The sequence below is a fragment of the Allobosea sp. UC22_33 genome (assembly GCF_042700715.1).
Classification (GTDB): Bacteria; Pseudomonadota; Alphaproteobacteria; order Rhizobiales; family Beijerinckiaceae; genus Allobosea.
This window is the reverse complement of sequence record NZ_CP170556.1, coordinates 2929105-2953813: the sequence shown is the minus strand read 5'-3', so window position 1 is coordinate 2953813 and position 24709 is coordinate 2929105. Positions and strand designations below refer to the sequence as shown.

The window sequence follows — 24709 nt, the reverse complement described above, 5'->3', positions numbered from 1 at the left end:
GCGTCAGACCTTCTCGACTTCCGGGCGACCGAGCAGGCCGGAGGGCATGAAGACCAGCACGATCGCCAGGATGGCGAAGGCGGCGACGTCCTTGTAGTCGATGGTGAAATAGGCCGACCACATCACCTCGATCAGCCCGATCAGCAGGCCGCCGATCACCGCGCCGGGGAGCGAGCCGATGCCGCCGAGCACCGCTGCCGTGAAGGCCTTCACGCCGGGGACGAAGCCGTCGGAGAAGTTCACGACGCCGTAGAGCACGAGATACATCACGCCGGCGACCGCTGCGAGCGCCGCGCCCATGATGAAGGTGATCGAGATCGTGCGGTCGACGTCGATGCCGAGCAGGGCCGCCATCTTGCGGTCCTGCTCGCAGGCGCGCTGGGCGCGGCCGAGTGGCGTCTTCTGCACGATGTACCAGAAGGCCGCGAGCAGCACCGCCGTCGTCAGGATGATGACGATCTGCTTGTAGGAGATCTGGACCGAATAGGTCGTGCTCTCGACCAGGGTGATCGACTTGTTGAGCAGCGGCGGGATCGACTTGTTGCGCGGGCCCTGCACGACCTGCACGAAGTTCATCAGGAAGATCGACATGCCGATCGCCGAGATCAGCGGCGCGAGGCGGAAGGAGCCGCGCAGCGGCCGGTAGGCCACCCGCTCGATCGCCCAGTTCCACAGCGAGGTGAAGAACATCGCCAGTCCGAGCACCGCGACCAGCGCCAGCATGACCATGCCTGCTCCGGTGCCGACCACTGCCGTGATCAGCATGAAGAAGATCAGCGCGATGAAGGCGGAGAGCATGAAAATGTCGCCATGGGCGAAGTTCACCATGCCGATGATGCCGAAGACCATCGTGTAGCCGATGGCGATGAGACCGTAGATCGATCCCAGTGTCAGCCCATTGATGAGCTGCTGCAGGAAGACTTCCATTGAAAACGCCGACCCCTCGAACCAGCTCCCGTTCTCGTCGTCGGCATGACACCGGCGCATGCGGGATGCGATTGCTGTGCAGAGCTACCAACGGCTCGCGCTGGGGACAATCGCTCCGCGCCAAATTTCTGTCAAAAGCAATTACGAACGAAACGGCGCGAAAATGTGCAGAATACTCTGCGCAGCAGAGGGCATTCTGCGCATGATGATTGCGTCATGGGCTGTGAAAACTCGCCTGGACCGCATTTCCTGCCAACGCGCGACGATCGTCTGCCACGCGCCGGAGGGCAGGTTATCCGAAAGACGAATACGAAAAGTCGATCGTTGGATCGGAAAAATGCATGGAAAGCACCGCGACGCCGTGAGGCCCGGCAGTACCTGCGAGGTCTGCCACGCCGCTGCCGCCGTCACGGCAACGTGAGTTCCTTGAGGGCGCCGGGCTGCTTCACCTCGATCTCGACGAAGGCGATCGGGTGGTCGGAGCCGTTCATGACGTCGTGGCGGATTCCGGCCGGGCGCATATAGGCCTGACCCTGTGCCAGCGGCACGTCGCTGACATCGGTGCCGTTATGGATGCGCAGCGTCCCGGCGACGAGCATCACCACGAAATACGGCCAGCCATGCTCGTGCCAGCCGGTCACGGCGCCGGGCTCAAAATCCCAGCGGGTAATGCGGATCGTCTCGTCATCCTGCTGGACGGTCGGCGTGGCGGGAATCGTGCAGGCGAAGGCCATCGGAGGCTCCTTGGTCGGAACGCCGGCCCGCTTCCGCTCGCCGGCGGTCCCGATCAGGCTCCCGCCCGGCCGCTGGCAGCCGACACCGGTCGAGCCTGATCGATCGCCCCCGCGAGATCAAGCCGAAGCGGCGGATGTCCGGGGTTACGCGTTAACGGAAGGGGGAGGGCTGTCTGCTATATCGGGCTGCGTGTCGGAGGGAGCCGCTGGCCGCGCCCATGGCTGGCGCCGGCGGTTTCGAATCTCTACATGGACTGCTGTTCCGCCGGAGCCGGGACAGCGAACCGATCGAGCCGATGACGAAGACCGTCCACCCCCTGCCGCCGCTGGACCATCCGGACGCCCATGTCTTCCGCGATGCCATGGCTCAGGTCGCAAGCGCCGTGCATGTGGTGACCACCGTCGGGCCGGGCGGGCGCATCGGGCTGACCGCGACAGCGGTCGCTTCCGTTTCCGATTCGCCGCCGACGGTTCTCGTTTGCATCGCCCGCGGCAGCCGCACGCTGGCGGCGATCGAGGAAAGCGGGACATTCTGCGTCAATACCTTGCCTGAGCAACTTGTCGATCTCGCGGAGATCTTCGCCAGCCGGCGGGGCGTCGAGGGTGAGGCGCGCTTCGAGACGGCCCGCTGGGGCACGCTCGCCACCGGATCGCCGGTTCTGCTCCATGCGATCTCGGCCTTCGACTGCCGGCTGGTCGCGACTCACGACGCCGCCAGCCATCGCATCGTGATCGGTGAGGTCGCAGGCCTCGGCGGCGCCGGGCGCGGAGCAGGGCTGATCTACCGTCACCGCCGCTTCAGCGCGGTTTAGCGGCGGCTCGATTTCCACGCTTGTCATTCCGGGGTGCGCCGCAGGCGCGAACCCGGAACCCACGACTAGGTGAAAGGCGAAGTCTCGGTTGCGAACGGCTCGCCCGGTCGTGGGTTCCGGGTTCTTCGCTATGCGAAGCCCCGGAATGACAAAGGTGGTTGTGAACGGACTGTTCGCATCACCTAAGCCGTCGTGATCACGCCCTTCGCCGAGATCGCGACGCTGCGATCGGCGAGCCCCTTTTGATCGGCTGCCGGCAGGCGGAAGGCTGGTGGCGTCGGCCAGCCCATCTCGCGGGCGACGACGAGGCCGAGCAGGAGGATCGCATCGGGCGCATCCATCAGCAGGGCTGCGGGCGCCTTGCCGGCATGGACCAGTTCCAGCAGCACGGCCGAGGCAGAAGACGAGCCAATGGTGCCGGGCAGGGCGAGGATGCGGCCGGCGATGTTCTGTCCGCGTTCGGGATGGCGCGCATCGATGATCGCGCCGCTCGCCGGATCGACGCCGCCCCAGAAGCTGATCGGGGCGGTGAGCGCCAGGCAGGCGCCGGTGACGGCGTCGCCGGGCAGCAGGATTTCCGCCTTCAGCTCCATGCGCGGGTCTCCCTGACGAGTCGGCCAGCCACGGCGCTCTCGACGCATTCCGAAAGCGAGCCATAGGTCACGGCGTAGCCGGTATTGCCCGGCGCGTAATGGGCGAACTTGCCGGAATTGGTCATCAGCACCGCGCCTTCCAGTTCCGGCAGGATCGGCGTGACGACGACGCAGGTATCGACGACGAAGATGACTCCTGCCGCTTCGAGCGCTGCGCGCCGGCCCTGCGCCTCCAGCGGGCCGACGACATGGCGGCCGGTATTGGCGTAGAGCGGCGCCTTCAGCTTGCGTCCGGCCATGAGGCGCTCGAGCTCGTCGATCTCGGCCAGCGACAGATGCGGCGATCCGATGGCGACCGCATCGACGCGGTCCGTCGATCCGGCCGTCGAGAGGCGGGCGAGGGCGGTGGCGATGTCGTTCGGCGTCAGCGTGATCGTCTCGCGCGGTGCTAGCCTTCCAAGCGCCGCCGCTCTGTCGGGGGCCTCCGGCGTCACGCCCGCGACATGGAAGAGCCCGACCCCGCCGGCCGAGGCGGCCGCCGCGCCGAGCGCCTTGAGCCGGTCCTCGGTCGTGCAGCCCTGCAGGCCGTCGATAACGGCGACATCGCTGCCGGCCCGGCGGCCGAGAATTGTGCCGAGCACGGGATAGAACACGTCGGACGAGCGCAATGCGCGCGAGAGGCCGCCGACGTCGATCAGCAGCGTCGCGATGCGGTTCTTCGGGCGGTGCAGGCCGTAATCCGGCGCGCGGCCGGCGATGGCGCAGGCAATGTCGAGGAAATCGCCATAGCGGTTGGTCCGGGCGCCCAGCACGGAATTGCAGAACACCACGGCGTTGGACTCGCCCCAGGCGACATCGCTGCCTTGCGCGGGCCTGTGGCCGGCCTGGTAGGGCGCGCAGGTCCAGCTCGGCTCGCAGCCCATCGCCTCATAGGCGCGCATCATGCGCCGGGCCATGTCCCGCTCATGCGGCGGCAGGCGGATTGCGGCGCAGCCGGCCGGCGCCAGCGAGCCGACATTCAGGCTGGCGCGTACGCCGACGCGGGCGCCGCCCGCGACCAGCTTTTCTGCGAAAAGCGTGCCGGAATCGCCGTGGTAGAGCGCGCCGTCGATATGGGCGGAGGCGATCGGGATCAGCCGCGGCGCGCCCATCAGCCGGGCGGCCTCGGCGACGATCCGCATCGCCATGGCCGCGCCTTCGCCGGCGGCGCCGCCGGCGATCGCGCGTTCGTCTTGGGTGAGTTCCAGCATCGGTTCTCCCGGGGCGTGCCGAGGCTCAAGGCCCGGCGCCTCTTGTGCAGGCGGGGGCTTTGCGACCATGGATAGGGAACTGGATAACCTTCGAACCGCGCCGGCCGCAATCGCCCGTGCCGCGGTCGCACTGCTCGGGAGATGCGCCATGGCGATGACAATGAACGGCGAGGCCACGCTGCCGGCCGCCAAGGACGTGGTCTGGGCCAAGCTCAACGACCCGGAGGTGCTGAAAGCCTGCATCCCCGGCTGCGAGCAGCTCACCATGGACGACGACACGCATCTCTCGGCCGTGGTGAAGGTCAAGCTCGGCCCGGTGAAGGCGACCTTCAAGGGCAAGGTCGAGCTCAGCGAGCTCGATCCGCCGAACGGCTATCGCATTTCCGGCGAGGGCGAGGGCGGCATCGCCGGTTTCGCCAAGGGCGGGGCGCGGGTCCATCTGAGCGATGCGGAAGGCGGCCAGACGCTGCTGCGCTACGAGGTCGAGGCCCAGGTCGGCGGCAAGTTGATGCAGCTCGGCTCGCGCCTGATCGATTCGGTCTCGAAGAAACTGGCCGACGAATTCTTCGCCAATTTCGCCAAGGCGGTGAGCGAGGGCTGAGCGCCGGCGCTCAGGAGGCTTCGCGCAGGGTGGCGAGCGCCTGGGTGACGGCGGCCTCGGCCGCCCCGACCTGAAGCGCGATGCCGGCCGCGGCGGCATTGGCCCGCTCCAGCGCCGCTTGGGTCATGTCCAGGCTGTCGTTGACTGCATTGGCGCTTTCGATCGCCTCGTCCGATGAGTCCGCGACCATGGCGGCGTCATGCGCGATCGAGGCGGTGACCGCGCTCTGCTGGGTGACGGCCTCCGAGATGGCTTCGGAATCGAGGCGGATGGCGTCGACCGTGGCAACGATGGCGGCGGCATGGGTGCCGCAGGCCTCAGCACTCGCCGCGAGCTCGGCGATCTGACCGGCGATGTCCTGCGTGGCGCTGGCGGTCTGGGTCGCCAACGACTTCACCTCCGCGGCGACGACGGCAAAGCCGCGCCCGGCCTCGCCGGCGCGGGCGGCCTCGATCGTGGCATTGAGCGCCAGCAGGTTGGTCTGGGCGGCGATGTCGGCGATCATGCCGACGACCTTGCCGATGCTGCCGGTCGCCTCCCGCAGGCGGACGACCGCCTCGTTCATCTCGCCGGCGTCGAGGACGGCCTGATGCGTGATGGACAGGCTCTGCCGGGCCCGCTGGCCGATATCGGCGATATTGGCCGACATCTCCTCCGTCGCGGCGGCGGTTTGCAACGATTTTTCGCGCACCACCACCGAGGCGCTGGCGACTTTTCCGACGGTGTCCTTGATGAAGCTGGTGGTCCGGCCGGTTTCATCGGCCGTCGCGATGAACTGCTCGACCGCAACGCTGATGGTGTCGTCGAGATTGGCGATACGGCTTCGGAGCTTGACCGCGGCCTCGTCGAGCATGGTGGTGCGGCGGCGGGCGTCGTTCGCCTCGATCTGCTGGTTGATCGTCATCGCGGTGTTGACGTCATAGGTCAGGATGCGCTCGATGACGAAGAGGTCCTCGGCGAATTTCCGGGGCGCGACGAGCGAACGTCTCCGGTTGGCAAGGCAGATTTCACGCGTCAGCGAGAAGGCGATGGAGGCGCGGGCGCGCGTCAGGACATTGGCCTGCCGCTCAAGCTGGCAGAGGTGATCCATCGAGGCGATATAGGCCGCGTCGAAAGTGCCCGCGAACAGGAGGCGAAAATGGCTCGCCTCGGCCGCATAGAGCGCCTCGGCGACCGGCAGGACCATGTCTCGGATCGGCGGATGGATGATGAAGGCCCGATCGAAATCGGCCTGGACCAGTCCCTCGATCAAGCGATCGACGAGCGGCCAATAGCGCTGCAGGCGCTCGCGCTGTACCTCTCCATAGCCGATCGCACTCAGGCGACGCTGGATCTGGTCCATAATCAGAGACACGGAGTCGCTCATGTGGAAAGGCCTGCCACGCGAAGGATTGTGACGTCGGCTCATTAAGATTTCGCCAATATGCGCCACACGAAGACCAGGGTGGCGAAATCTCCCGGAATTCGGCGAAAATCAGGGCTTTCGTAACACGTCGTTCCGCTTGACCCCGGAAAAACGCGGGTCCACATTCATTTTTGAGCTGTTCCAAGGAAAGCCTGCCTGATGAGGCTGGCCGCTTCCTGGGCTTCAGCACGGTCCAGTCCCGGGGAGGGGATGGGCCGGCGTCAGAGACGGGTCACAGGAGATATGCTCATGGCCACTGTTTCGCTGACGGTGAACGGCAAAGCCGTCACCGCCACCATCGACCCGCGCACCCTTCTGGTGCAGTTCCTGCGAGAGAACCTGCGGCTCACCGGGACCCATGTCGGCTGCGATACCAGCCAGTGCGGCGCCTGCCTCGTGCATCTCGACGGCAAGGCGGTGAAATCCTGCACCACGCTCGCCGTCTCCGTTGACGGCTCGTCCGTGACGACGATCGAGGGGCTCGCCAACGGCGATACGCTGCATCCGATGCAGGAGGCCTTCCGCGAGCATCACGGCCTGCAATGCGGCTTCTGCACGCCGGGCATGATCATGTCGGCCGTCGACATGGTGAACCGCCGCGGCCACGAGCTCGACGAGAAGACGATCCGCGAGGATCTCGACGGCAATATCTGCCGCTGCACCGGCTACCACAACATCGTCAAGGCGATCGCCGCCGGGGCGCAGGCCATGGCCGGCGGGTCGCTCAAGGACCGGGAGCCTCCGCGCCACGCTGCCGAGTGAGGCATCTGCCCGCGCCTTGCAGGCGCGCGCGTCCCGTCTGTCTTGCGTTCCAGGCAATGAGGCGCCCGCCAGAGGCGCCGTGCGAGGAGGGAACACCATGTCCGCCACCGGAATCGGCGCAGCAGTCCGCCGCAAGGAAGATCACCGTTTCATCACCGGCCAGGGCCGCTATACCGACGATGTCAACCGGCCGGGCCAGGCCCATGCCTATTTCCTGCGCTCGCCGCATGCGCATGCCAGGATCAAGTCGATCGACACCAAGGCCGCCGCCGGCATGCCGGGCGTGCTCGGCATCTTCACTGGGGAAGACCTCGCCACCGACAAGATCGGCGGGCTGATCTGCGGCTGGATGATCCACAACAAGGACGGCTCGCCGATGCGCGCCGGCCCGCATCCGGCGCTGGCCCAGGGCAAGGTGCGCTATGTCGGCGACCATGTCGCCGTGGTGGTGGCCGAGACGCTTGCCCAGGCGCGCGACGCGGCCGAGGCGATCGCGGTCGACTATCAGGAGCTGCCGGCGGTGGTCGACACCGCCACGGCGATCGGCGCCAAGACCGTGGTCCATGACGAGGCGCCGGACAACAGCGTGTTCAACTGGCATCTCGGCGACAAGGACGCGACCGAGACGGCCTTCAAGGCGGCCAAGCACGTCACCAAGATCGATCTCGTCAACAACCGGCTCGTGCCGAACGCGATGGAGCCGCGCGCGGCCGTCGGCGATTACGATGCGGGCGACGGCATCTTCACGCTCTACACCACCAGCCAGAACCCGCATGTGGCGCGGCTCGTGCTCTCGGCCTTCATCGGCATCGCGCCGGAGAACAAGCTGAGGGTGATCGCGCCGGATGTCGGCGGCGGCTTCGGCTCCAAGATCTTCATCTATGCCGAGGAGACGGTCTGCGTCTGGGCGGCGAAGAAGGTCGGGCGGCCGGTGAAATGGACGGCGGACCGGACGGAGGCCTTCCTCTCCGATGCCCATGGCCGCGACCATGTCACCCATGCCGAGCTGGCCACCGATGCCGAGGGCAAGATCCTCGCCATGCGGGTCAAGACCACCGCCAATCTCGGCGCCTATCTCTCGACCTTCTCGTCCTCGGTGCCGACCTATCTCTACGCGCCGCTGCTGTCGGGCCAGTACGACATCCCGGCGATCTATTGCGAGGTCGATGCGGTCTATACCAACACCGCGCCGGTCGATGCCTATCGCGGCGCCGGGCGACCGGAAGCGACCTTCGTGGTCGAGCGGCTGGTCGAGGTCACCGCGCGCCAGCTCGGCAAGGACCCCGCCAAATTCCGGATGCAGAACTACATCAAGAAGTTCCCGCACCAGACGCCGGTCATCATGATGTACGATGCCGGCAATTACGGCGCCTCCCTCAAGAAGGCGCTGGAGATCATCGACTACAAGGGGATCGGCAAGCGCAAGCGCGACTCGGCGCGAGCCGGCAAGCTGCGCGGCATCGGCTTCTCCTCCTATATCGAGGCCTGCGGCATTGCGCCGTCCGCTGCGGTGGGCTCGCTCGGTGCCGGCGTCGGCCTGTGGGAATCGGCCGAGGTCCGGGTCAACCCGGTCGGCACGGTCGAGGTGCTCACCGGTTCGCACAGCCACGGCCAGGGCCATGAGACGACCTTCGCCCAGCTCGTCTCGGATCGTCTCGGCATCCCCATCGACAACGTCTCGATCATCCATGGCGACACCGACAAGGTGCAGATGGGCATGGGCACCTATGGCTCGCGCTCCGGTGCGGTGGGCATGTCCGCGATCTTCAAGGCCATCGACAAGGTCATCGCCAAGGGCAAGAAGGTCGCCGCCCATGTGCTGGAGGCCGACGAGGCCGATATCGATTTCGCCGACGGGCATTTCTCGGTGAAGGGCACGGACCGCAAGCTCGATTTCGGCTCCTGCGCCCTGCAGGCCTATGTCGCGCACAAGTTCAATGGGCAGGAACTGGAGCCGGGACTGAAGGAGGGGGCGTTCTACGACCCGACCAATTTCACCTTCCCGGCCGGCGTCCATATCTGCGAGGTCGAGATCGATCCCGAGACCGGGGTGACAAAGATCGAGCGCTGGGCCGCCGTCGACGATTTCGGCAATGTCATCAACCCGATGATCGTCGAGGGGCAGGTCCATGGCGGCATCGCGCAGGGCGTCGGCCAGGCGCTGCTGGAAGGCGCGCGCTATAACAGCGACGGGCAACTCGTGACCGCGAGCTTCATGGATTACACCATGCCGCGCGCCGACGACCTGCCGTCCTTCGATGTCGGCATGACCGTGACGCCGTGCCCGTCGAACCCGCTGGGCATCAAGGGCTGCGGCGAGGCCGGCGCGATTGCTTCGCCGCCCGCCGTCATCAACGCCATCACCGACGCGCTCGGCCATGAGGACATCGCGATGCCGGCGACGCCGCAGGCGGTGTGGCGCGCGGCACAGAAGTCGATCAGCCGCCAGGCGGCCGAGTGAGCTGAAAGGACAAGTCGATGTACGCTTTCACCTATCACAAGCCCACCAGCGCCCGGCAGGCGGCGACGCTGCTCGCCAAGAAGGAGGATTCCAAGCTTCTGGCCGGCGGCCATACCCTGCTGCCGACGATGAAGCAGCGGTTGGCCTCGCCGACGGCGCTGGTCGATCTCGGCGCATGCGCCGATCTCAAGGGCATCAGCCGCAAGGGCCGCAACCTCGTCATCGGCGCGATGACGACCCATGCGGAAGTGGCGGATTCGGCCGAGGTGCAGGAGGCGATCCCCGCGCTCGCCTTCCTCGCTGGCAGCATCGGCGACCCGCATGTGCGCCATCGCGGCACGATCGGCGGCTCGGTCGCCAATAACGACCCGGCAGCGGATTACCCGGCGGCCCTGCTGGCGCTCGGCGCCACCGTCGTCACCAACAAGCGCAAGCTGACGGCGGAAGAATTCTTCACCGGGCTCTACGAGACCGCGCTGGACGAGGGCGAGATCATCATCAAGGTCTCCTTTCCGCTGGTCTCCAAGGCGGGCTATGCCAAGTTCCGCAACCCGGCCTCGCGTTATGCGATGGTCGGCGTCTTCGTCGCCAAGCGCGGCAGCGAAATCCGCGTCACGGTGACGGGTGCGGGCGAGGGTGGCGTCTTCCGCTGGCCGGAAGCGGAGGCTGCGCTGAAGGCCCGCTTCGCGCCGAAATCGCTCGACGGTCTTAAGCACACGGCCAAGGGCATCAATGGCGATATCCATGCCGATGCCGAGTACCGCGCCCATCTGATCGGCGTGATGGCCAAGCAGGCCGTGGCGCAGGCGACGGGGAAGTAGGGGCGGCCTCCAGGATGGGCGCGTCATGGCCGGGCTTGACCCGGCCATCTCGTTCAGGACCTTACTTGCCTTCGAACAGAGATGCCCGGGATATGCCCGGGCATGACGCGGGTTGCCATGTCTTCTCCTCTGCCGTCCTCCATCGACGCCACGCTCGCGCTCCTGCAGGGCCAAGGCTATGTCGCCGACCGCGCGCTCGCGACCGTGCTCTTCCTGGCGCTACGGATGAAGCGGCCGCTCTTGCTGGAAGGCGAGGCCGGCACCGGCAAGACCGAGATCGCCAAGGTGCTGGCGGCGGGGCTCGGCCGGCGGCTGATCCGGTTGCAGTGCTATGAGGGGCTCGACCTCGCCTCCGCCGTCTACGAGTGGAACTATGCCGGGCAGATGATGGCGATCCGTTTGGCGGAGGCCGGCGGCGCGGCTGGCGATCGCGAACGGCTGGAAGGCGACATCTTCTCCGAGAAATATCTGGTGAAGCGACCGCTGCTGCAGGCGCTGGAGCCGCAGGAGGGCGGGGCGCCGATCCTGCTGATCGACGAACTCGACCGCACCGACGAAGCCTTCGAGGCTTTCCTGCTCGAGGTCCTGGCCGATGCGCAGGTGACGATTCCCGAGCTCGGCACGATCCGGGCGGCCGAGCCGCCGATCGTGATCCTGACCTCGAACCGCACGCGCGAGATCCATGACGCGCTGAAGCGCCGCTGCCTCTATCACTGGGTCGGCTATCCCGACGCGGCGCGCGAACTTGCGATCCTGAAGGCGAAGGTGCCGGAGGCCCCGGCGAAGCTCTCGAAGCAGCTCGTCGCCTTCGTGCAGGCGATCCGCAAGGAGGAGCTGTTCAAGGCGCCGGGCGTCGCCGAGACGCTGGACTGGGCAACGGCCCTGGTCGAGCTCGATGCGGTCGCGCTCGATCCGGCCATCGTTTCGGATACGCTGGGCGCGCTCTTGAAGTATCAGGACGATATCCAGGCGATGCAGGGCTCGCAGGTGAAAGAGCTTCTGGATCGGGCCAAGGCGGAGGCGGGGCGCTAAGCTTTCGGCGCCGCGAAGCGAGAGGGTGCTGCCATGAACGCCGATATCAAGGCCGTCGAGGCGACGGTCCGGACCTATCTCGACGGGCTCTATGAGGGCGATGCCGAGAAGCTCGCCCATGTCTTCCATCCGACCAGCGCGCTCACCACGGCGCGCGACGATGGCGCGATCCAGATCGTGCAGCGTGACGCCTGGCTCGACGCCGTGCGCACCCGGCCGGCGCCGCAGGCGTCCGGGATGCAACGCGACGACCATATCCTGACCATCGATCTCGTCGGGCCGACGCTGGCGCTGGTCAAGGTGAAGTGCCAGATGCCGCCGCGCTATTTCACCGACCTGCTCTCGCTCCTGAAGATCGAGAGCCGCTGGCAGATCGTCCAGAAGGTGTTCATGACGGAGACGCGGGGCGCGTGAGCGGCAAGCTCGCCGAGAACGTCGCCTATTTCGCCCGTGCGCTGCGCGCGGCGGGGCTGCCGGTCGGGCCGGGCGCCGTGGTCGAGGCGATCGCGGCGCTGGGCGAGGGTGCACTCGGCGGGCGCGACGATGTCTATTGGGCGCTGCATGCGATCTTCGTGAAGAAGCATGAGGATTTACCGGTCTATGATCAGGCCTTCCGGCTGTTCTGGCGGCGCCGCAACCTGATCGAGAAGATCATGGCGCAGATGTCGCCGGTTTCGCCCCGCGCCGATAGCCAGCCGGAGAAGGCCGAGGCCGGGGCTTTGCGGGTTGCTGAAGCCTTCGCGCCGCCGCCGCGCGAGGACGAGCCGCCCAAGGAACTGACCGAACTGACGGCGCGGCTCACGGTCTCCGATCGCGAGATGCTGAAATCGCGCGATTTCGCCCAGATGAGCGCGGCTGAGATCGCCCGGGCCAAGCAGTTGATCGCCGAGCTCAGGCTGCCCGACGACAGCATCGTGACGCGGCGCTTCCGCCCTGCGCATCGCGGCACGCGCATCGATCCGCGCCGGACCTTCCGGCAGTCGTTGCGCGCCGGGGGCGCCTCGATCGATCTCGCCTTCCGCGAGCGGCGCGAGGTGCATCCGCCGATCGTGGCGCTGGTCGATATCTCCGGCTCGATGGCGGAGTATTCGCGCATCTTCCTGCATTTCCTGCACGCTCTGACCGAGAAGCGCCGGCGCGTGCATTCCTTCGTCTTCGGCACGCGCCTGACCAATGTCACGCGGATGCTAAGGTCGCGCGATCCCGACGAGGCGCTGGCGCTCGCCGGCAAGGCCGCGCCGGACTGGGAGGGCGGCACGCGCATTGCGACCGCCCTGCATGATTTCAACCGCGTCTGGTCCCGGCGGGTGCTGGCGGGCGGGGCGATCGTCCTGCTCTTCACCGACGGGCTGGAGCGGCATCTCGATGACAGCCTTGGTTTCGAGATGGACCGATTGCATCGTTCCTGCCGGCAGCTCGTCTGGCTCAACCCGCTCCTGCGCTATGACGCCTTCGCGGCGCGGGCGAGCGGCATCCGGGCGATGCTGCCCCATGTCGACTCGTTCCGGCCGATCCATAATCTCGCGGCGATGGCCGATCTCTGCGCCGCGTTGTCGCTGGATGCAGGGCGGGAGAGCGATCCGCGCCGGTGGTTGAAGAAGGCTGGTTGAGGCATGATCTCAAAGGCCAGATTCAGGCGTAAGGTGACATCATGATCAGCACCGAAACCGACATCCTGCGCGCTGCCGAGGACTGGGCACGCGGCGGCCGCGGCGTCGCCATCGCGACCGTGGTCGAGACCTGGGGCTCGGCGCCGCGACCCGTCGGCTCGCATCTCGTGATCGACGGGGAGGGGAATTTCCTCGGCTCGGTCTCGGGCGGCTGCGTCGAAGGCGCTGTGGTGGCCGAGGCCGCCGACGTCATCGCCGACGGCAAGGCGCGCATGCTGGAATTCGGCGTCGCCGACGAGACGGCCTGGCAGGTCGGGCTCTCCTGCGGCGGGCGCATCAAGGTCTATGTCGAGAAGGTGAACTGAGATGGCCTCCTGGGAAACCCTCGTCGCGTTCGCGACGGTGACGATCCTCGTCGCCTATTTTCCGGGGCCGGCGCTGCTCTATACCGCCGCCCAGACGATCAGCCATGGCCGCAAGGCCGGCCTGATGGCGATGCTCGGCATCCATCTCGGCTGCTACCTGCATGTCTTCGCCGCGGCCTTCGGGCTTTCGGCCGTGTTCAAGCATGTGCCGGAGCTCTACATGGCGGTGAAGATCGCGGGCGCGCTCTATCTGATCTGGATCGGCATCGGCATGATCCGTTCGCGCCTGGGCTCGCCTGATCAGCCGGCCGCGCCACCCAAGACGGTGAAGCGGGCGCTGCTCGATTCCTTCATCGTCGAGGTGCTGAACCCGAAGGTCGCGCTGTTCTTCATCGCGCTCCTGCCGCAGTTCGTCGATCCGGCCGCCGCGCTGCCGGTCTGGGCGCAGTTCCTGATCCTCGGCACGATCGTGAATTTCGCCTTCTCCTCGGCCGATCTCGTCACCGTCTTCGGCGCTTCGTTGGTTCTCGGCGCGATGAAGAAGACCAAGGCGAGCTTCGCCTTCGGGCGCTGGATCGGCGGCTCGCTGATGATCGCGCTCGGCCTGAAGCTCGCGACGGACAGGGGTTGAGCGGTGGAGCTTTCGACCCTCGCCGCGCTCAACGCCGAGCGGCAGGCGCGCCGCGCCGCCGTGTTGGTCAGCGATCTCGCCACGGGCACGCAGCGGCTGGTGAAGCAGGCCGCGATCGCTGCCGATCCGCTGGCTGAATTGCTGGAGCGGCAATTGCGCTCCGGCAAGAGCGGCATGATCGAGGCGGAGGGAACATCCTATTTCCTGACCGTGCAGGCGCCGCATCCGCGCGTGGTCGTGACCGGCGCGGTCCATACCTCGCAGGCGATGGCGCCGATGGCCCGGGCGCTCGATCTCGATCTCGTCGTGATCGATCCGCGCAGCGCCTTCGCCACGCCCGAGCGTTTCCCCGAGGTAGCATTGCTGGCCGAATGGCCGGAGGAGGCGCTTCCGCGGATCGGGCTCGACGCCTATACCGCCTTCGTCGCGCTGACCCATGATCCGAAGATCGATGATCCCGGCCTCGTCGCAGCCTTGCGCTCGGACTGCTTCTATGTCGGCGCGCTCGGCAGCCGGAAGACGCATGGCAGGCGGCTGGAGCGATTGACGGAAGCGGGTTTCGATGCCGCCGCGACCGGCCGCATCCATGCGCCGATCGGGCTCGATATCGGCGCGGTTTCGCCGGCCGAAATCGCGCTCGCGATCCTGGCCGAGATCGTCGCGATGCTGCGCGGCCCGCGCCGCAAGCCGGCCTGAGGATCAGGGATGAAATTCGGACCCGTCGCCATCGCGGATGCCGTCGGCTGCATCGCGGCGCATACGATCCGTGCCGATGGCACCATCGTGAAGAAGGGCGCGACCGTCACGGCTGACCTCGCAGCGAAGCTCAAGGCGGCCGGGGTCGCCGAGATCGTTGCGGTCCGGCTGGAGCCCGGCGATATCGACGAGAATGCCGCGGCGGCGCGACTGGCCGAGCGGATGGTCGGCGAGGCGATCGTGGCCGAAGCGCCCTTCACCGGGCGGGTCAACATGTTCGCAACCCGAGCGGGCGTGCTGCGCATCGATGTCGCGGCGATCGATGCCTTCAACGCGGTGGACGAGGCGATCACGGTCGCGACCTTGCCGGCGCTGAAGGCTGTCGTGGCGGGCGAGCTCGTCGCCACCGTGAAGATCATTCCCTACGCGGTTCCGCAGGCGCTGATGGAGCAGGCGCTCGCCGCGCTCGGCAACACGCCGCCGGTCTCGGTTGCAGCCTATCGTCGGTCAAGCGTGGCGGTGATCTCGACGCTGCTGCCGGGGCTGAAGCCGAGCGTGGTCGACAAGACCCTGCGCGTCATGCGCGACCGGCTGGAGCCGGCAGACGCGGTGCTGGCGGCGGACAAGCGTGTACCACATGAGACCGTTCCGCTGGCCGCGGCGATCGCCGAGCAGGCGGTAGGCAAGGCGGATATCATCGTCGTCTTCGGCGCTTCCGCCATTACCGACCGGCGCGACGTGATCCCGCAGGCGCTGGTGGAAGCCGGTGGCGAGGTCGAGCATCTCGGCATGCCGGTCGATCCCGGCAACCTGCTGATGCTCGGCCGCATTGCCGGCAAGCCGGTCATCGGTGCGCCGGGCTGTGCCCGCTCGCCGAAGGAGAACAGCTTCGACTGGGTGCTGCAGCGCTATCTAGCCGGTGTTCCCGTCGGGCGCAGCGATGTCCAGAAGATGGGGGTCGGCGGCCTGCTGATGGAGATCGTCTCGCGGCCGCAGCCTCGCGCCCCGGGCGTCGCCGAGAGCGGGCCGCTTGCGGGGATCGTGCTGGCGGCGGGGCAATCGACGCGGATGGGCGCCGAGAACAAGCTGCTGCAACCCTTGCGTGGCAAGCCGATCCTGCGCCATGCGGTCGAGGCCCAGGTCGAAGCAGGGCTGAGCCCTGTCATCGTCGTGACCGGCCACCAGCGTGCGGAGGTGGAGGCGGTGCTGGCAGAGCTGCCGGTGCAACTCGTGCACAATTCCGACTATGCCTCTGGGTTGGCCGGCTCTCTCAAGGCCGGCGTGGCGGCATTGCCGCCGGAGACCACTGCGGCCGTGATCTCGCTCGGCGACATGCCGAATGTCACGCCGGCCGTGATCGAGCGCCTGGTCGAAGCGCAGCGCGCGCAGCCCGAGGCGCTTGCGGCCGTGCCGACCCTGTTCGGCCAGCGCGGCAATCCGGTGCTGCTCGCGCGGGCGATCTTCCCGGCGGTGTCGCTGCTGAGCGGTGATCGCGGGGCGCGGCGGCTGCTGGACGAGGCCGGGGAGCGCGTCATCGACATCGCCTTCGAGGACCCGGCCATCGCCATCGATGTCGATACGCCGGAAGCCCTGCGGGCCTTGCGGGGCTGAGGGCGCCTCTCAGCGCTGCCAGTGCAGCCCGAGCGTGCCGTAATAGGCGGAGGGGCGGTCGCTCGTCTGCTGCAGGCCGCCGGACAAGCGCCATTCCAGCCCGAGGAGGCGCAGGCCGGTGAGGTGAAGGCCCAGCCGGTACTTGCGGTAGTCACGCTCGCCATAGGCTTCGAATTCGGGGCCGATGTAGAACCCGGGCGGCGTCTGCCAGCCCGGCGCGACGCGTGCCCAGAAGCGGCCGTTCAGCGAGGACAGGTAGGCATTGGCCTGGACGACCATTCCGGGCGCGGGGACGATCCAGAGATCGGCCTGCATCCGCGCTCCATAGCGGGTGGCGATGAAGGACGGGCCGAAGGCTTCGATTCGCTGCTCGGTTTCGGTATCTGCGCCGGCATAGAGAGCGAGAAAGCTGCTGCCGATGCGCCATTCGTAGCCGAGAAGGGCCTGCGTTTCGCTCTTGTAGGTGACGCCGTGCGGCTTGTGGCGGCGGGTCTGCTCCTGTGCGCCGCCGGCCTTGACGAAGAAACGGAAGCCGCTTTCCGCAAGGCCGCCGCCTATGGCGCGCTTCATCCCGACCGAGAGGAAGGTCTTGGTCGGCCCGGCTTCCATGGAGCCGAAGATCACCATCGAGATCGGGCTGCGCTCGGCTCCCTCCTCCTCCTCGGCGACGGCCGTGCAAAGCGGGGCGGCAGCGAAGCTCATCGCCAGCCCGACCAGTCCGGCCTTGCCCACTCGGTACGCCACGCAAGCCCCCACGGCCCTGTCGTGCACGCTGCCTGTCCGGAAGCCTGCCTCAGGATTGCAGCAGTTTGGCAGTAGGCTGGCAAGCCTTTGTTAACCAGGCGGGAGCAGGCTCGATCTATCCGGCAAAGCTTTCAGTCCGTAATGGAAGGAGGTGGCGATGGTTTCGACCGATTTTATCCGGCAACTCGAAGGCTATGGGCTGACCACGGCAACGATCCTCTACCGGATGCCGGATCATCTCAGCGTCCTGCAAACCTATATCTGGCAGCAGTACGACCTGGCACCGCGCTTCCCCGTCCTGCAGGACTTCCTGACGTTCTGGAAGCGGGAACTGGAGGGGCCGCTCCATTCGGTCACCGTCGCCCATTCGCGCCTGATCAAGCCGGCCGAAATTCGCAACGTGAACGGTGTGTTCACGCTGCACTAGGCGCCTCGCCCACCTGCCGGCCCCGTGCCAGGGGCATTGAAAGCCTGCGTCCGGCTCGCTTGTTGCCGGACGCCGGAGCGTGCTAGGCGGGCGCTTCCGCTTCGGCACGGCCTGCTCCCTTGTCATCTCCTCTGCGTACATCCGGACTTCTGACGGCGCTGGCGGGTCTGCCCGGGGAGCGCATCGCCGTCGGTACGATCGTCGCCGCGCTGCAGGACCGGGCCTATGCGCTGCTCGTCGTGCTGCTCGGCCTGCCGAACTGCCTGCCGATGCCGCCGCCGATTCCGCTGGTCTGCGGCCTGGTGCTCGCCTTCGTCGCGGCGCAGATGCTGACCGGGCGGCGGATGCCCTGGCTGCCGCAGGCGCTGCTCAGTCGCAGCATCGGCAAGCCGGAGCTGAACCGGGCCGTGGCGCGGGCGTTGCCGGCGCTCACCTGGCTGGAGCGCTTCTCCAAGCCGCGTCTGACCATGCTGGGCGGGGCTTATGCCATCCCGGTGCTGGGGCTGGTGATCCTGATCCTGGCGCTCGGCCTGATCGTTGCGGCGCCGTTCATCGGCCAGATTCCGCTTGGGCTTGCGGTCTGCCTCGTCGGGCTTGGCCTCGTCGAGCGCGACGGGGTGCTGATCATCATCGGGGCCGTGATCGGTGCCGTCGGCCTGCTGCTCAGCGCCGGCTTTGCCTACGCGATCTTCAGCGGCATCCACGAGCTGTTCTTCTGAAGGTCCGCCGCGCGCCCGGCTCGTGGTGTCAGGCGGCGGCGAGGATCTCGGCGAAGGGATTGTCCAGGCCCAGCAGCCGGTCGATCTCTGTCGCCGGCACGGCCTTGGAGAACAGGAAGCCCTGCAATTCGTGGCAGCCGATCGCCTGCAGGAAGCGGTGCTGCTCGGCGGTCTCGACGCCCTCGGCGCAGACCCGCAGGCCGAGCGCCCGCCCGAGATGGGCCATCGAATGCACGAGGATCGCCGACTCGCCCGTGGACTCCATGTATTCCAGGAAGGAGCGATCGATCTTGATCTTGTCGAAGGCGAAGCGGCGCAGATAGATCAGGCTCGAATAGCCGGTGCCGAAATCGTCGAGCGCGAGGCCGACGCCATGGGCCCGGATATCCATCATCGCGGCTTCCGCCGCATCGGCATCCTCGATCAGCACGCCTTCGGTCAGTTCGAGCTCGAGCTGGGCGGGGTCGAAATCCGTTTCCTGGATGGTGCGGATGACGTTGGCGACGAAGTCCTTGTGGCGGAACTGGATCGGCGAGACGTTGACGGCGAGGCGGATGCCCTTCCAGCGCCTGGCCTCGGAGCAGGCGCGCCGCAGCACCCATTCGCTGAGCGGCACGATCAGGCCGCGCTCCTCGGCGATGGCAATGAAGTCCGAGGGCGGGATCATGCCATGGGCCGGGTGCTGCCAGCGCACCAGCGCCTCGACGCCGACGATGGTCGAGCCGTCGACGGAGACCTGCGGCTGGTAGTGCAGCATGAGCTGGTCGTTATCGATGGCATGGCGCAGGTCGTCCTCGACCATGCGCTTGAGCTGCATCGAGCGGTTCATCTGCGACTCGAAGAAGGCATAGCGGTTGCGGCCGCTGTTCTTGGCCTCGTAGAGCGCGGTGTCGGCGAGCTTGAGCAGGGCTTCGCGGCTGGTGCCGTCGCGCGGCGCCATGGCGATGCCGATCGAGGAGCCGATCGTGACCTCGGCGCCGGTGATGCTGAACGGCTCGGACAGGCTGGCGAGGATGCGCTCGCCGAGCGCCGCGCAGCCGGCCGGCGTGGCGGAATGGGTCTGGATGATGCCGAACTCGTCGCCGCCGAGACGCGCCACGGTGTCGCCGACCTGCACGGCGCCGGAGAGGCGGATTGCGACCTGGCGGATCAGCTCGTCGCCCGCTGTGTGGCCATAGGTGTCGTTGACGGCCTTGAAGCGATCGAGGTCGATCAGCAGCACGGCGAGGCTCGGGCCGTCATCGTGGATATGGGCGAGCGTCTGGTCGAGCGTCAGGTCGAAGCTGCGGCGGTTCGGCAGCAGGGACAATTCGTCCTGGCCGGCGAGGCGCTGGATCTGGCGCTCGCGCAATTCGATCTGCTCGGCCGAAGCACGCAGGCGCTGGACGACGAAGACGAAGATCGCCGAGAACAGCAAGGCAACCGCGATCAGCGCCCAGAGGAAGCGGCGCAGCATCACGTCGCCGGGGCGGGCGGGCGACCAGGTCAACCAGGCGGCGGTCCTGCCGTCGGCCGCCCGCAGGCCCAGCTTCGACAGGGCGTCGGCAGGCTGCGCGGTCACGAGCTGGATGTCGGTGACGCGGTTGCGCTCGGCCAGATCGGAGAGCAGGGCGCTGGACAGGTGCCGGTAGGCGACGAAGGACAGCGGCACCGAACCTTTTTCAGAGCTGAACGAGGCGATGCGCGACAGGTCGATCACCGTCAGCATCAAGGTTTCGGTGCCGTCCGTGACGATGGTGGAGCGGGCCGCGCCGAACTGGGGTGCAACCTCATCCCCGATCACGGTGGCGACGAAGGAGCTTTGCGCCCCGCGCTGCAGCGCGTCGATATGATGCGGACCAGCGTGGCCCGAATGGTCCATCGTGGTCGGATTTTCGACCCAGGCGAGCACGGTCCCGCCGGTTCCGCCGATATAGGCGCCGTCGAAATCCATCAATTGGCCGCTCAGGCGCTTGAGCGCGACCTGCAGCGTGGTGGTGGAATCAGGCTGCTGCAAGGCTTCAGGCAGGTCGCCGGCGGCGACGAGCCGTTCCAGCCTCAATTCGCTCAGCTTGATCTGGGCGTTGACGGCGGCTTCGATGCGCTCGCCCTGGCGCTGCGCCTCAAGACGATTGGCTTCGCGGGTGATCGCGACGACGACACCAATCCCTGCGGCCATCAGCAGCAGGAAGGCGCAACCCAGGGTCACCACGGTGCTCGCGAACATGCGAGCGGAGGAACCCGCATTCGTCATCTTCGCGGCATTGAATACGGGCATTACGCGTCCAGGAAAGGTCTTCGTGTTGCGACTTAAGGCCTGAATTATTGACATCCCGTTGCCTCAGAACGGGTTTTCAGAAGGTCAAGTCCCCGAAGGCGCATAGGGCGGGCGCGGAATGGCCATATGCGCGGCCCGGAGTGCCGCCGACCAACGTTCGCGCAGGTCATGGAAATAGGGCTCGCCCGCCTCGATCCGGCGATTGAGCTCGAAATCATCGGCGTCGCGCCGGATGACGACGAGATCGATCGGCAGGCCGACGCCGAGATTCGAGCGCATGGTCGAATCCATCGAGATCAGGCCGACCTTCAAGGCATCGTAGAGATGGGTCTTGTAGGTGACGGCGCGATCGAGGATCGGCTTTCCGTATTTGTGCTCGCCGATCTGGAGGAATGGCGAATCGATACCGCATTCGATGAAGTTGCCGGCGCTGTAGATCATGAAGAGGCGCATCGGTTGCCCCTTGATCTGGCCGCCGAACAACATGCCGATCTCGAACTTGACGCCGGCATCCTCCAGCGCCGCACCGTCGATCTCGCGGACATGGCGGATGCAGCGACCGACGAGCTGGGCGGCCCGGAACATCGAGCTCGCGTTCTGCAATGTGTCGAGTTCGCCGGTCTCGGGGTTGAGCAGCCCTTCGTGCAGGAAGCTCACCACCGATTGGGTGATCGAGAGATTGCCTGCCGTCATCAGGCCGAAATTGCGATCGCCCGGCCAGTTGAAGACATGGAGCTTGCGGAAGGTCGAGATGTCGTCGAGCCCGGCATTGGTGCGGGTATCGGCGATCATGACGAGGCCATCCTGCACGAGGATGCCGGCGCAATAGGTCACGGGCTGGATCCCTGTTTTCTTGCCTTGTCTTCCCGGCCACGTCCGCCGGAAGGGGCGCTACTGATTGGCGAAGCGGCCTTCGGCCTCGCGGGCACTGACCTGGACGTCGAGGCTCTCGCCTTCACCGCCCTGGCGCGACCCGCGAACCGGTGCGGCGTCCGCGTAATCGAGCCCTATCGCAACACGCACATGCGTGTCGATCGGGCAAAGCGCATTGGCGCAGTCGAAGCCGATCCAGCCATAGTCGTCGAGATGGACCTCGGCCCAGGCATGGGCGCCGTTGCCATGGGGCAGGCTGTCCGATTGCGCGACATAGCCCGACACATAGCGGGCGGGCAGGCCGAGATGCCGGACGCAGGCCATGAAGACATGGGCGATGTCCTGCGCGATCGCCTCGCGCGCCGCAAAGGCAGCGGCCGCGCCGACACCGACTCGGCCGCTGGCCTCGACGCATTCCATGCGCTCGCTGACCGCATTCATCAGCGCGTGCATCTTCGAGAGCGACGTGCCGGCGCCGGCGGTGACCTCGTCGGCGAAGCTGCGCAGGGCTTCGTCCTGCTCCGTGAGGAGCGTGTCGCGGCAATAGACCTCGCAGGGCACGCGCTCCAGCCCGCCGCGGACGGCACCGGCGAGGTCGATCGTCTCGATCAGTCCGTCTATGCGGATGGCGAGCGAGGAGATCGGCCCATCCGCATAGAAACTATGCACGATGTTGCCATGGGCATCCTGCGAGGCGCGCAGGCGGCCGTCGACATTCGGCTCGATGCGCCAGGACATGACGTGCTGGCCGTCATGGTCGCGCGGCGTCAATCGCAGGATCTGCGTGATGTGGCGTGCCGGCTCGGCGTAGTCGTAGCCGATCGTATGGGAAATCCTGATCCGCATGATCCAGTCCGGGGCAGGGTTTACGGCAGTCGCGCCGAGGCGATGAGCTTCGGCGCAAGCGGGCGGTTCATTGCAGATACTGCTCGAAGATGGTGTGGCCGAGGCGGTTGTTCTCGGTGATGAACTCCTCGATGAATTCATGCAGCCCGTGCTCGAAGACATCGTCGATCCGGGTGTTGCTGAGGCTGGCCAGCGTCTTGCGGGCCTGGCGCTGGGCCGGGCCCTGGCGGCCATAGGCGTCGCCGAGCGCGTCGAGGAAGCGCGAGATGTTCTCGTAGCAGGCGGCGAGCGAGCGCGGCATGCGCCGGTTCAGCACCAGCAGGTCGGCGACGAGGATCGGCTTCACCGCCTCGCGATAGACCCAGTGATAGGCCGTCAGCGCCGAGACTTCGCGCAGCACCGTGGTCCACTGGAAATAGTCGAGCGAGCCGCCGACCTGCTCGTCGGCCGGCAGCAGGACATGGTATTTCACGTCGAGGATGCGGGCGGTGTTGTCGGCGCGTTCAAGATAGACGCCGAGCCGCGAGAACCAGTAGCTGTCGTCGCGCAGCATGGTCCGGTAGGCCGAGCCGTCGAAGACCAGCGAGACGTTCTTCACCCAGTCGAGGAAGCGGGCGAATTCCTCGCGGTCCATGCGCTTCTTCTCGAAGCGCTGCAGCTCCAGCCAGGCGCCGTTGAGCGCATCCCACATCTCCGAGGTCAGTGCCGTGCGCACGGCCCGCGCGTTCGAACGGGCCTGGGCGAGGCAATTGCGGATCGAGGAAGGGTTGTCCGGGCTGAAGGTCAGGAAGTCGCAGACATTGCGTTCGTTCGCTTCGCCATAGGCCTTGGCGAAGGCCTCCTCGCAGCCGGCGGTGAGAACCGCGCTCTGCCATTCCGTGCCGGCGCCGCCATAGGTCGTCGGCAGGTTGGTCAGACGTGTCGTCGCGTCGAGGATGCGGGCGAGATATTCGGCCCGCTCGACATAGCGGGAAACCCAGTAAAGGCTATCTGCGGTACGCGAAAGCATGGTCAGCGTGTGCCTTTCCGCGGGATGGCAGGCTGTTTCAGGAGGAGGGTCGGCAAGGGCGCGGACAGGATGTTCATGCGTCGAGCACCCAGGTGTCCTTGGTGCCGCCGCCCTGGCTGGAATTGACGACGAGCGAGCCCTCCTTCAGCGCGACGCGCGTCAGGCCGCCGGGAACGCATGAAATGCCGTTGGCGCCGGAGAGCACATAGGGGCGCAGGTCGACATGGCGCGGCGCGACGCCCGAGGCGACGAAGGTCGGGCAGGTCGAGAGCGCCAGCGTCGGCTGGGCGATGAAGCCTTCGGGCTGTGCCTTGAGCTTGCGCCGGAAGGTCTCGATCTGTGCCTTGTTGGCGTGCGGGCCGACGAGCATGCCGTAGCCGCCCGACCCGTTGACCTCCTTGACGACGAGCTTGTCGAGATTGTCGAGCACATAGGCGTTGGCCTCGGGCTCACGGCATCTGTAGGTCGGGACATTCTTCAGGATCGGCTCCTCGCCGGTGAAGAACTTCACGATCTCCGGCATGTAGCTGTAGACCGCCTTGTCGTCGGCGACGCCGGTGCCGACCGCGTTCGCTAGCGTGACGTTGCCGGCCTTGTAGGCGCCGATGATGCCGGGGACGCCGAGCACCGAATCGCTGCGGAAGGCGAGGGGGTCGATGAAATCGTCGTCGATGCGGCGGTAGATCACGTCGACGCGCTTCGGCCCCTGCGTCGTGCGCATGTAGACGACATCGTCCTTGACGAGCAGGTCCGACCCCTCGACCAGCTCGACGCCGAGCTTGTCGGCCAGGAAGGAGTGCTCGTAGAAGGCTGAATTATACTGGCCGGGCGTGAGCAGGCAGATCGTCGGATCCGAGGAGGAACTGCGCGGCGCAACCGAGCGCAGGGTCGCGAGCAACTGATCGGGATAGTTGTCGACCGGCGCGACGCGATGCGTCGAGAACAGCTCGGGGAAGAGGCGCAGCATCACCTCGCGGTTCTCCATCATATAGGAGACACCGGACGGCGTGCGGGCATTGTCCTCCAGCACATAGAAAGTGTCGGCATCGACGCGCACCACATCGATGCCGGCGATATGGCAGTAGATGTCGTGCGGGACCTTGAAGTCGACCATTTCGAGCTGGTAGCAGGCGTTGCGATACACCAGCTCGGGCGGGATGATGCCGGCCTTCAGGCATTCCTTGGGGCCGTAGACATCGGCCAGGAACATGTTGAGGGCGGTGACGCGCTGGCGCAGGCCCGCTTCAAGCTTGGTCCATTCCGGCTTGGTCAGGACGCGCGGGATGATGTCGAAGGGGATCAGGCGCTCGGTCGATTCCTCGTCGCCATAGACGGCGAAGGTGATGCCGATGCGGCGGAAGAACAGTTCCGCCTGGCTGCGCCTGAGCGCCAGCATCTCGGGCGGCGCTTCCTTCAGCCAGCGATCGAGAGCCGCGTAGGCAGGCCTCAGCTCGGCGCCCGAACCCGTCATTTCATCGAATGCGACCATGCAGCCCTCTTCCCCTTTGGCGCCAGCCTATGCG

At 66.8% G+C, this 24709-nt stretch carries 26 protein-coding genes; 15 read left to right on the top strand and 11 right to left on the bottom strand.

Going from position 1 to position 24709, the window contains the following annotated elements:
* Positions 1–3: 3 nt before the first annotated feature.
* Positions 4–927 (bottom strand): branched-chain amino acid ABC transporter permease LivH, encoded by a 924-nt coding sequence (locus ACFJGT_RS14065; RefSeq protein WP_377838575.1) that lies wholly within the window; start codon positions 925–927, stop codon positions 4–6.
* Between the two features lie 58 nt (positions 928–985).
* Here ACFJGT_RS14065 and ACFJGT_RS14060 point away from each other — a divergent pair, with 58 nt between their 5' ends.
* Positions 986–1348: a hypothetical protein gene (locus tag ACFJGT_RS14060; protein WP_377838574.1), complete on the top strand. Its 363-nt coding sequence runs from the start codon at positions 986–988 to the stop codon at positions 1346–1348.
* On the opposite strand, the gene ACFJGT_RS14055 is transcribed toward ACFJGT_RS14060, so the two are convergent.
* A complete protein-coding gene (locus ACFJGT_RS14055; protein ID WP_377838572.1) occupies positions 1335–1661 on the bottom strand; it encodes a cupin domain-containing protein in 327 nt (108 codons plus the stop codon). The two genes, ACFJGT_RS14060 and ACFJGT_RS14055, sit on opposite strands and share 14 nt — an antisense overlap.
* 296 nt (positions 1662–1957) lie before the next feature.
* Between ACFJGT_RS14055 and ACFJGT_RS14050 the strand changes: the two genes are divergently transcribed.
* The gene (locus ACFJGT_RS14050) at positions 1958–2473 is read left to right on the top strand and encodes a flavin reductase (protein WP_377838571.1); all 516 of its coding nucleotides are present in this window, start codon (positions 1958–1960) and stop codon (positions 2471–2473) included.
* Positions 2474–2655: 182 nt separating this feature from the next.
* On the opposite strand, the gene ACFJGT_RS14045 is transcribed toward ACFJGT_RS14050, so the two are convergent.
* Together ACFJGT_RS14045 and ACFJGT_RS14040 are read right to left on the bottom strand one after the other, a co-directional pair.
* Positions 2656–3066 (bottom strand): aconitase X swivel domain-containing protein, encoded by a 411-nt coding sequence (locus ACFJGT_RS14045; RefSeq protein WP_377838570.1) that lies wholly within the window; start codon positions 3064–3066, stop codon positions 2656–2658.
* Positions 3057–4316, bottom strand: coding sequence for an aconitase X (locus ACFJGT_RS14040; RefSeq protein WP_377838569.1), 1260 nt, complete (start codon positions 4314–4316; stop codon positions 3057–3059). Before ACFJGT_RS14040 ends, ACFJGT_RS14045 begins: the two co-directional genes overlap by 10 nt.
* Positions 4317–4464: 148 nt before the next feature.
* Here ACFJGT_RS14040 and ACFJGT_RS14035 point away from each other — a divergent pair, with 148 nt between their 5' ends.
* Positions 4465–4917 (top strand): CoxG family protein, encoded by a 453-nt coding sequence (locus ACFJGT_RS14035; protein WP_199085851.1) that lies wholly within the window; start codon positions 4465–4467, stop codon positions 4915–4917.
* A gap of 10 nt (positions 4918–4927) precedes the next feature.
* Here ACFJGT_RS14035 and ACFJGT_RS14030 read toward each other — a convergent pair whose 3' ends face one another.
* Entirely contained in the window at positions 4928–6349 is a 1422-nt protein-coding gene (locus tag ACFJGT_RS14030; protein WP_377838568.1) for a methyl-accepting chemotaxis protein, read from the bottom strand.
* Between the two features lie 222 nt (positions 6350–6571).
* On the opposite strand from ACFJGT_RS14030, the gene ACFJGT_RS14025 reads away from it, so the two are divergent.
* The 10 genes from ACFJGT_RS14025 (at position 6572) to ACFJGT_RS13980 (ending at position 16311) form a co-directional block, all read left to right on the top strand.
* Positions 6572–7084, top strand: a complete 513-nt coding sequence (locus ACFJGT_RS14025) for a (2Fe-2S)-binding protein (RefSeq protein ID WP_377838566.1) — start codon at positions 6572–6574, stop codon at positions 7082–7084.
* 97 nt (positions 7085–7181) lie between these two features.
* Entirely contained in the window at positions 7182–9545 is a 2364-nt protein-coding gene (locus tag ACFJGT_RS14020; RefSeq protein WP_377838565.1) for a xanthine dehydrogenase family protein molybdopterin-binding subunit, read from the top strand.
* Positions 9546–9562: 17 nt separating this feature from the next.
* The gene (locus ACFJGT_RS14015; protein WP_377838564.1) at positions 9563–10366 is read left to right on the top strand and encodes an FAD binding domain-containing protein; all 804 of its coding nucleotides are present in this window, start codon (positions 9563–9565) and stop codon (positions 10364–10366) included.
* Positions 10367–10483: 117 nt separating this feature from the next.
* Positions 10484–11398, top strand: a complete 915-nt coding sequence (locus ACFJGT_RS14010; RefSeq protein ID WP_377848983.1) for an AAA family ATPase — start codon at positions 10484–10486, stop codon at positions 11396–11398.
* A gap of 33 nt (positions 11399–11431) precedes the next feature.
* Positions 11432–11812, top strand: a complete 381-nt coding sequence (locus tag ACFJGT_RS14005; protein WP_377838563.1) for a nuclear transport factor 2 family protein — start codon at positions 11432–11434, stop codon at positions 11810–11812.
* A complete protein-coding gene (locus ACFJGT_RS14000) occupies positions 11809–13008 on the top strand; it encodes a VWA domain-containing protein (protein WP_377838560.1) in 1200 nt (399 codons plus the stop codon). The genes ACFJGT_RS14005 and ACFJGT_RS14000 overlap by 4 nt, the downstream gene beginning before the upstream one ends.
* Before the next feature lie 41 nt (positions 13009–13049).
* Positions 13050–13373 (top strand): XdhC family protein, encoded by a 324-nt coding sequence (locus ACFJGT_RS13995; protein ID WP_047574650.1) that lies wholly within the window; start codon positions 13050–13052, stop codon positions 13371–13373.
* Position 13374: 1 nt separating this feature from the next.
* Positions 13375–14004 carry a LysE family translocator gene (locus tag ACFJGT_RS13990; protein ID WP_377838559.1) on the top strand — a complete coding sequence of 210 codons (630 nt, stop codon included), beginning with the start codon at positions 13375–13377 and terminating at the stop codon, positions 14002–14004.
* Positions 14005–14007: 3 nt separating this feature from the next.
* Complete coding sequence (locus ACFJGT_RS13985; protein ID WP_377838558.1) at positions 14008–14700, top strand: XdhC family protein; 693 nt, start codon at positions 14008–14010, stop codon at positions 14698–14700.
* A 9-nt stretch (positions 14701–14709) separates the two neighbouring features.
* The gene (locus tag ACFJGT_RS13980) at positions 14710–16311 is read left to right on the top strand and encodes an NTP transferase domain-containing protein (RefSeq protein WP_377838557.1); all 1602 of its coding nucleotides are present in this window, start codon (positions 14710–14712) and stop codon (positions 16309–16311) included.
* Between the two features lie 9 nt (positions 16312–16320).
* Here ACFJGT_RS13980 and bcsS read toward each other — a convergent pair whose 3' ends face one another.
* On the bottom strand, positions 16321–17055 hold the full coding sequence (gene bcsS, locus ACFJGT_RS13975; protein WP_377838554.1) for a cellulose biosynthesis protein BcsS: 735 nt from the start codon (positions 17053–17055) through the stop codon (positions 16321–16323).
* Positions 17056–17212: 157 nt separating this feature from the next.
* Between bcsS and ACFJGT_RS13970 the strand changes: the two genes are divergently transcribed.
* Entirely contained in the window at positions 17213–17482 is a 270-nt protein-coding gene (locus ACFJGT_RS13970) for an usg protein (RefSeq protein WP_061966979.1), read from the top strand.
* A gap of 119 nt (positions 17483–17601) precedes the next feature.
* The gene (locus ACFJGT_RS13965; protein WP_377838553.1) at positions 17602–18201 is read left to right on the top strand and encodes an exopolysaccharide biosynthesis protein; all 600 of its coding nucleotides are present in this window, start codon (positions 17602–17604) and stop codon (positions 18199–18201) included.
* 28 nt (positions 18202–18229) lie between these two features.
* Here ACFJGT_RS13965 and ACFJGT_RS13960 read toward each other — a convergent pair whose 3' ends face one another.
* The 5 genes from ACFJGT_RS13960 to ACFJGT_RS13940 form a co-directional block, all read right to left on the bottom strand.
* Positions 18230–20407, bottom strand: a complete 2178-nt coding sequence (locus tag ACFJGT_RS13960; RefSeq protein ID WP_377838552.1) for a putative bifunctional diguanylate cyclase/phosphodiesterase — start codon at positions 20405–20407, stop codon at positions 18230–18232.
* A gap of 135 nt (positions 20408–20542) precedes the next feature.
* On the bottom strand, positions 20543–21292 hold the full coding sequence (locus tag ACFJGT_RS13955; RefSeq protein ID WP_377838551.1) for a peptidase: 750 nt from the start codon (positions 21290–21292) through the stop codon (positions 20543–20545).
* A 57-nt stretch (positions 21293–21349) separates the two neighbouring features.
* Entirely contained in the window at positions 21350–22177 is an 828-nt protein-coding gene (locus ACFJGT_RS13950; RefSeq protein WP_377838549.1) for a transglutaminase domain-containing protein, read from the bottom strand.
* A 67-nt stretch (positions 22178–22244) separates the two neighbouring features.
* On the bottom strand, positions 22245–23186 hold the full coding sequence (locus ACFJGT_RS13945; protein ID WP_377838548.1) for an alpha-E domain-containing protein: 942 nt from the start codon (positions 23184–23186) through the stop codon (positions 22245–22247).
* A 73-nt stretch (positions 23187–23259) separates the two neighbouring features.
* Positions 23260–24675: a circularly permuted type 2 ATP-grasp protein gene (locus tag ACFJGT_RS13940; RefSeq protein ID WP_377838547.1), complete on the bottom strand. Its 1416-nt coding sequence runs from the start codon at positions 24673–24675 to the stop codon at positions 23260–23262.
* Positions 24676–24709 lie beyond the last annotated feature (34 nt).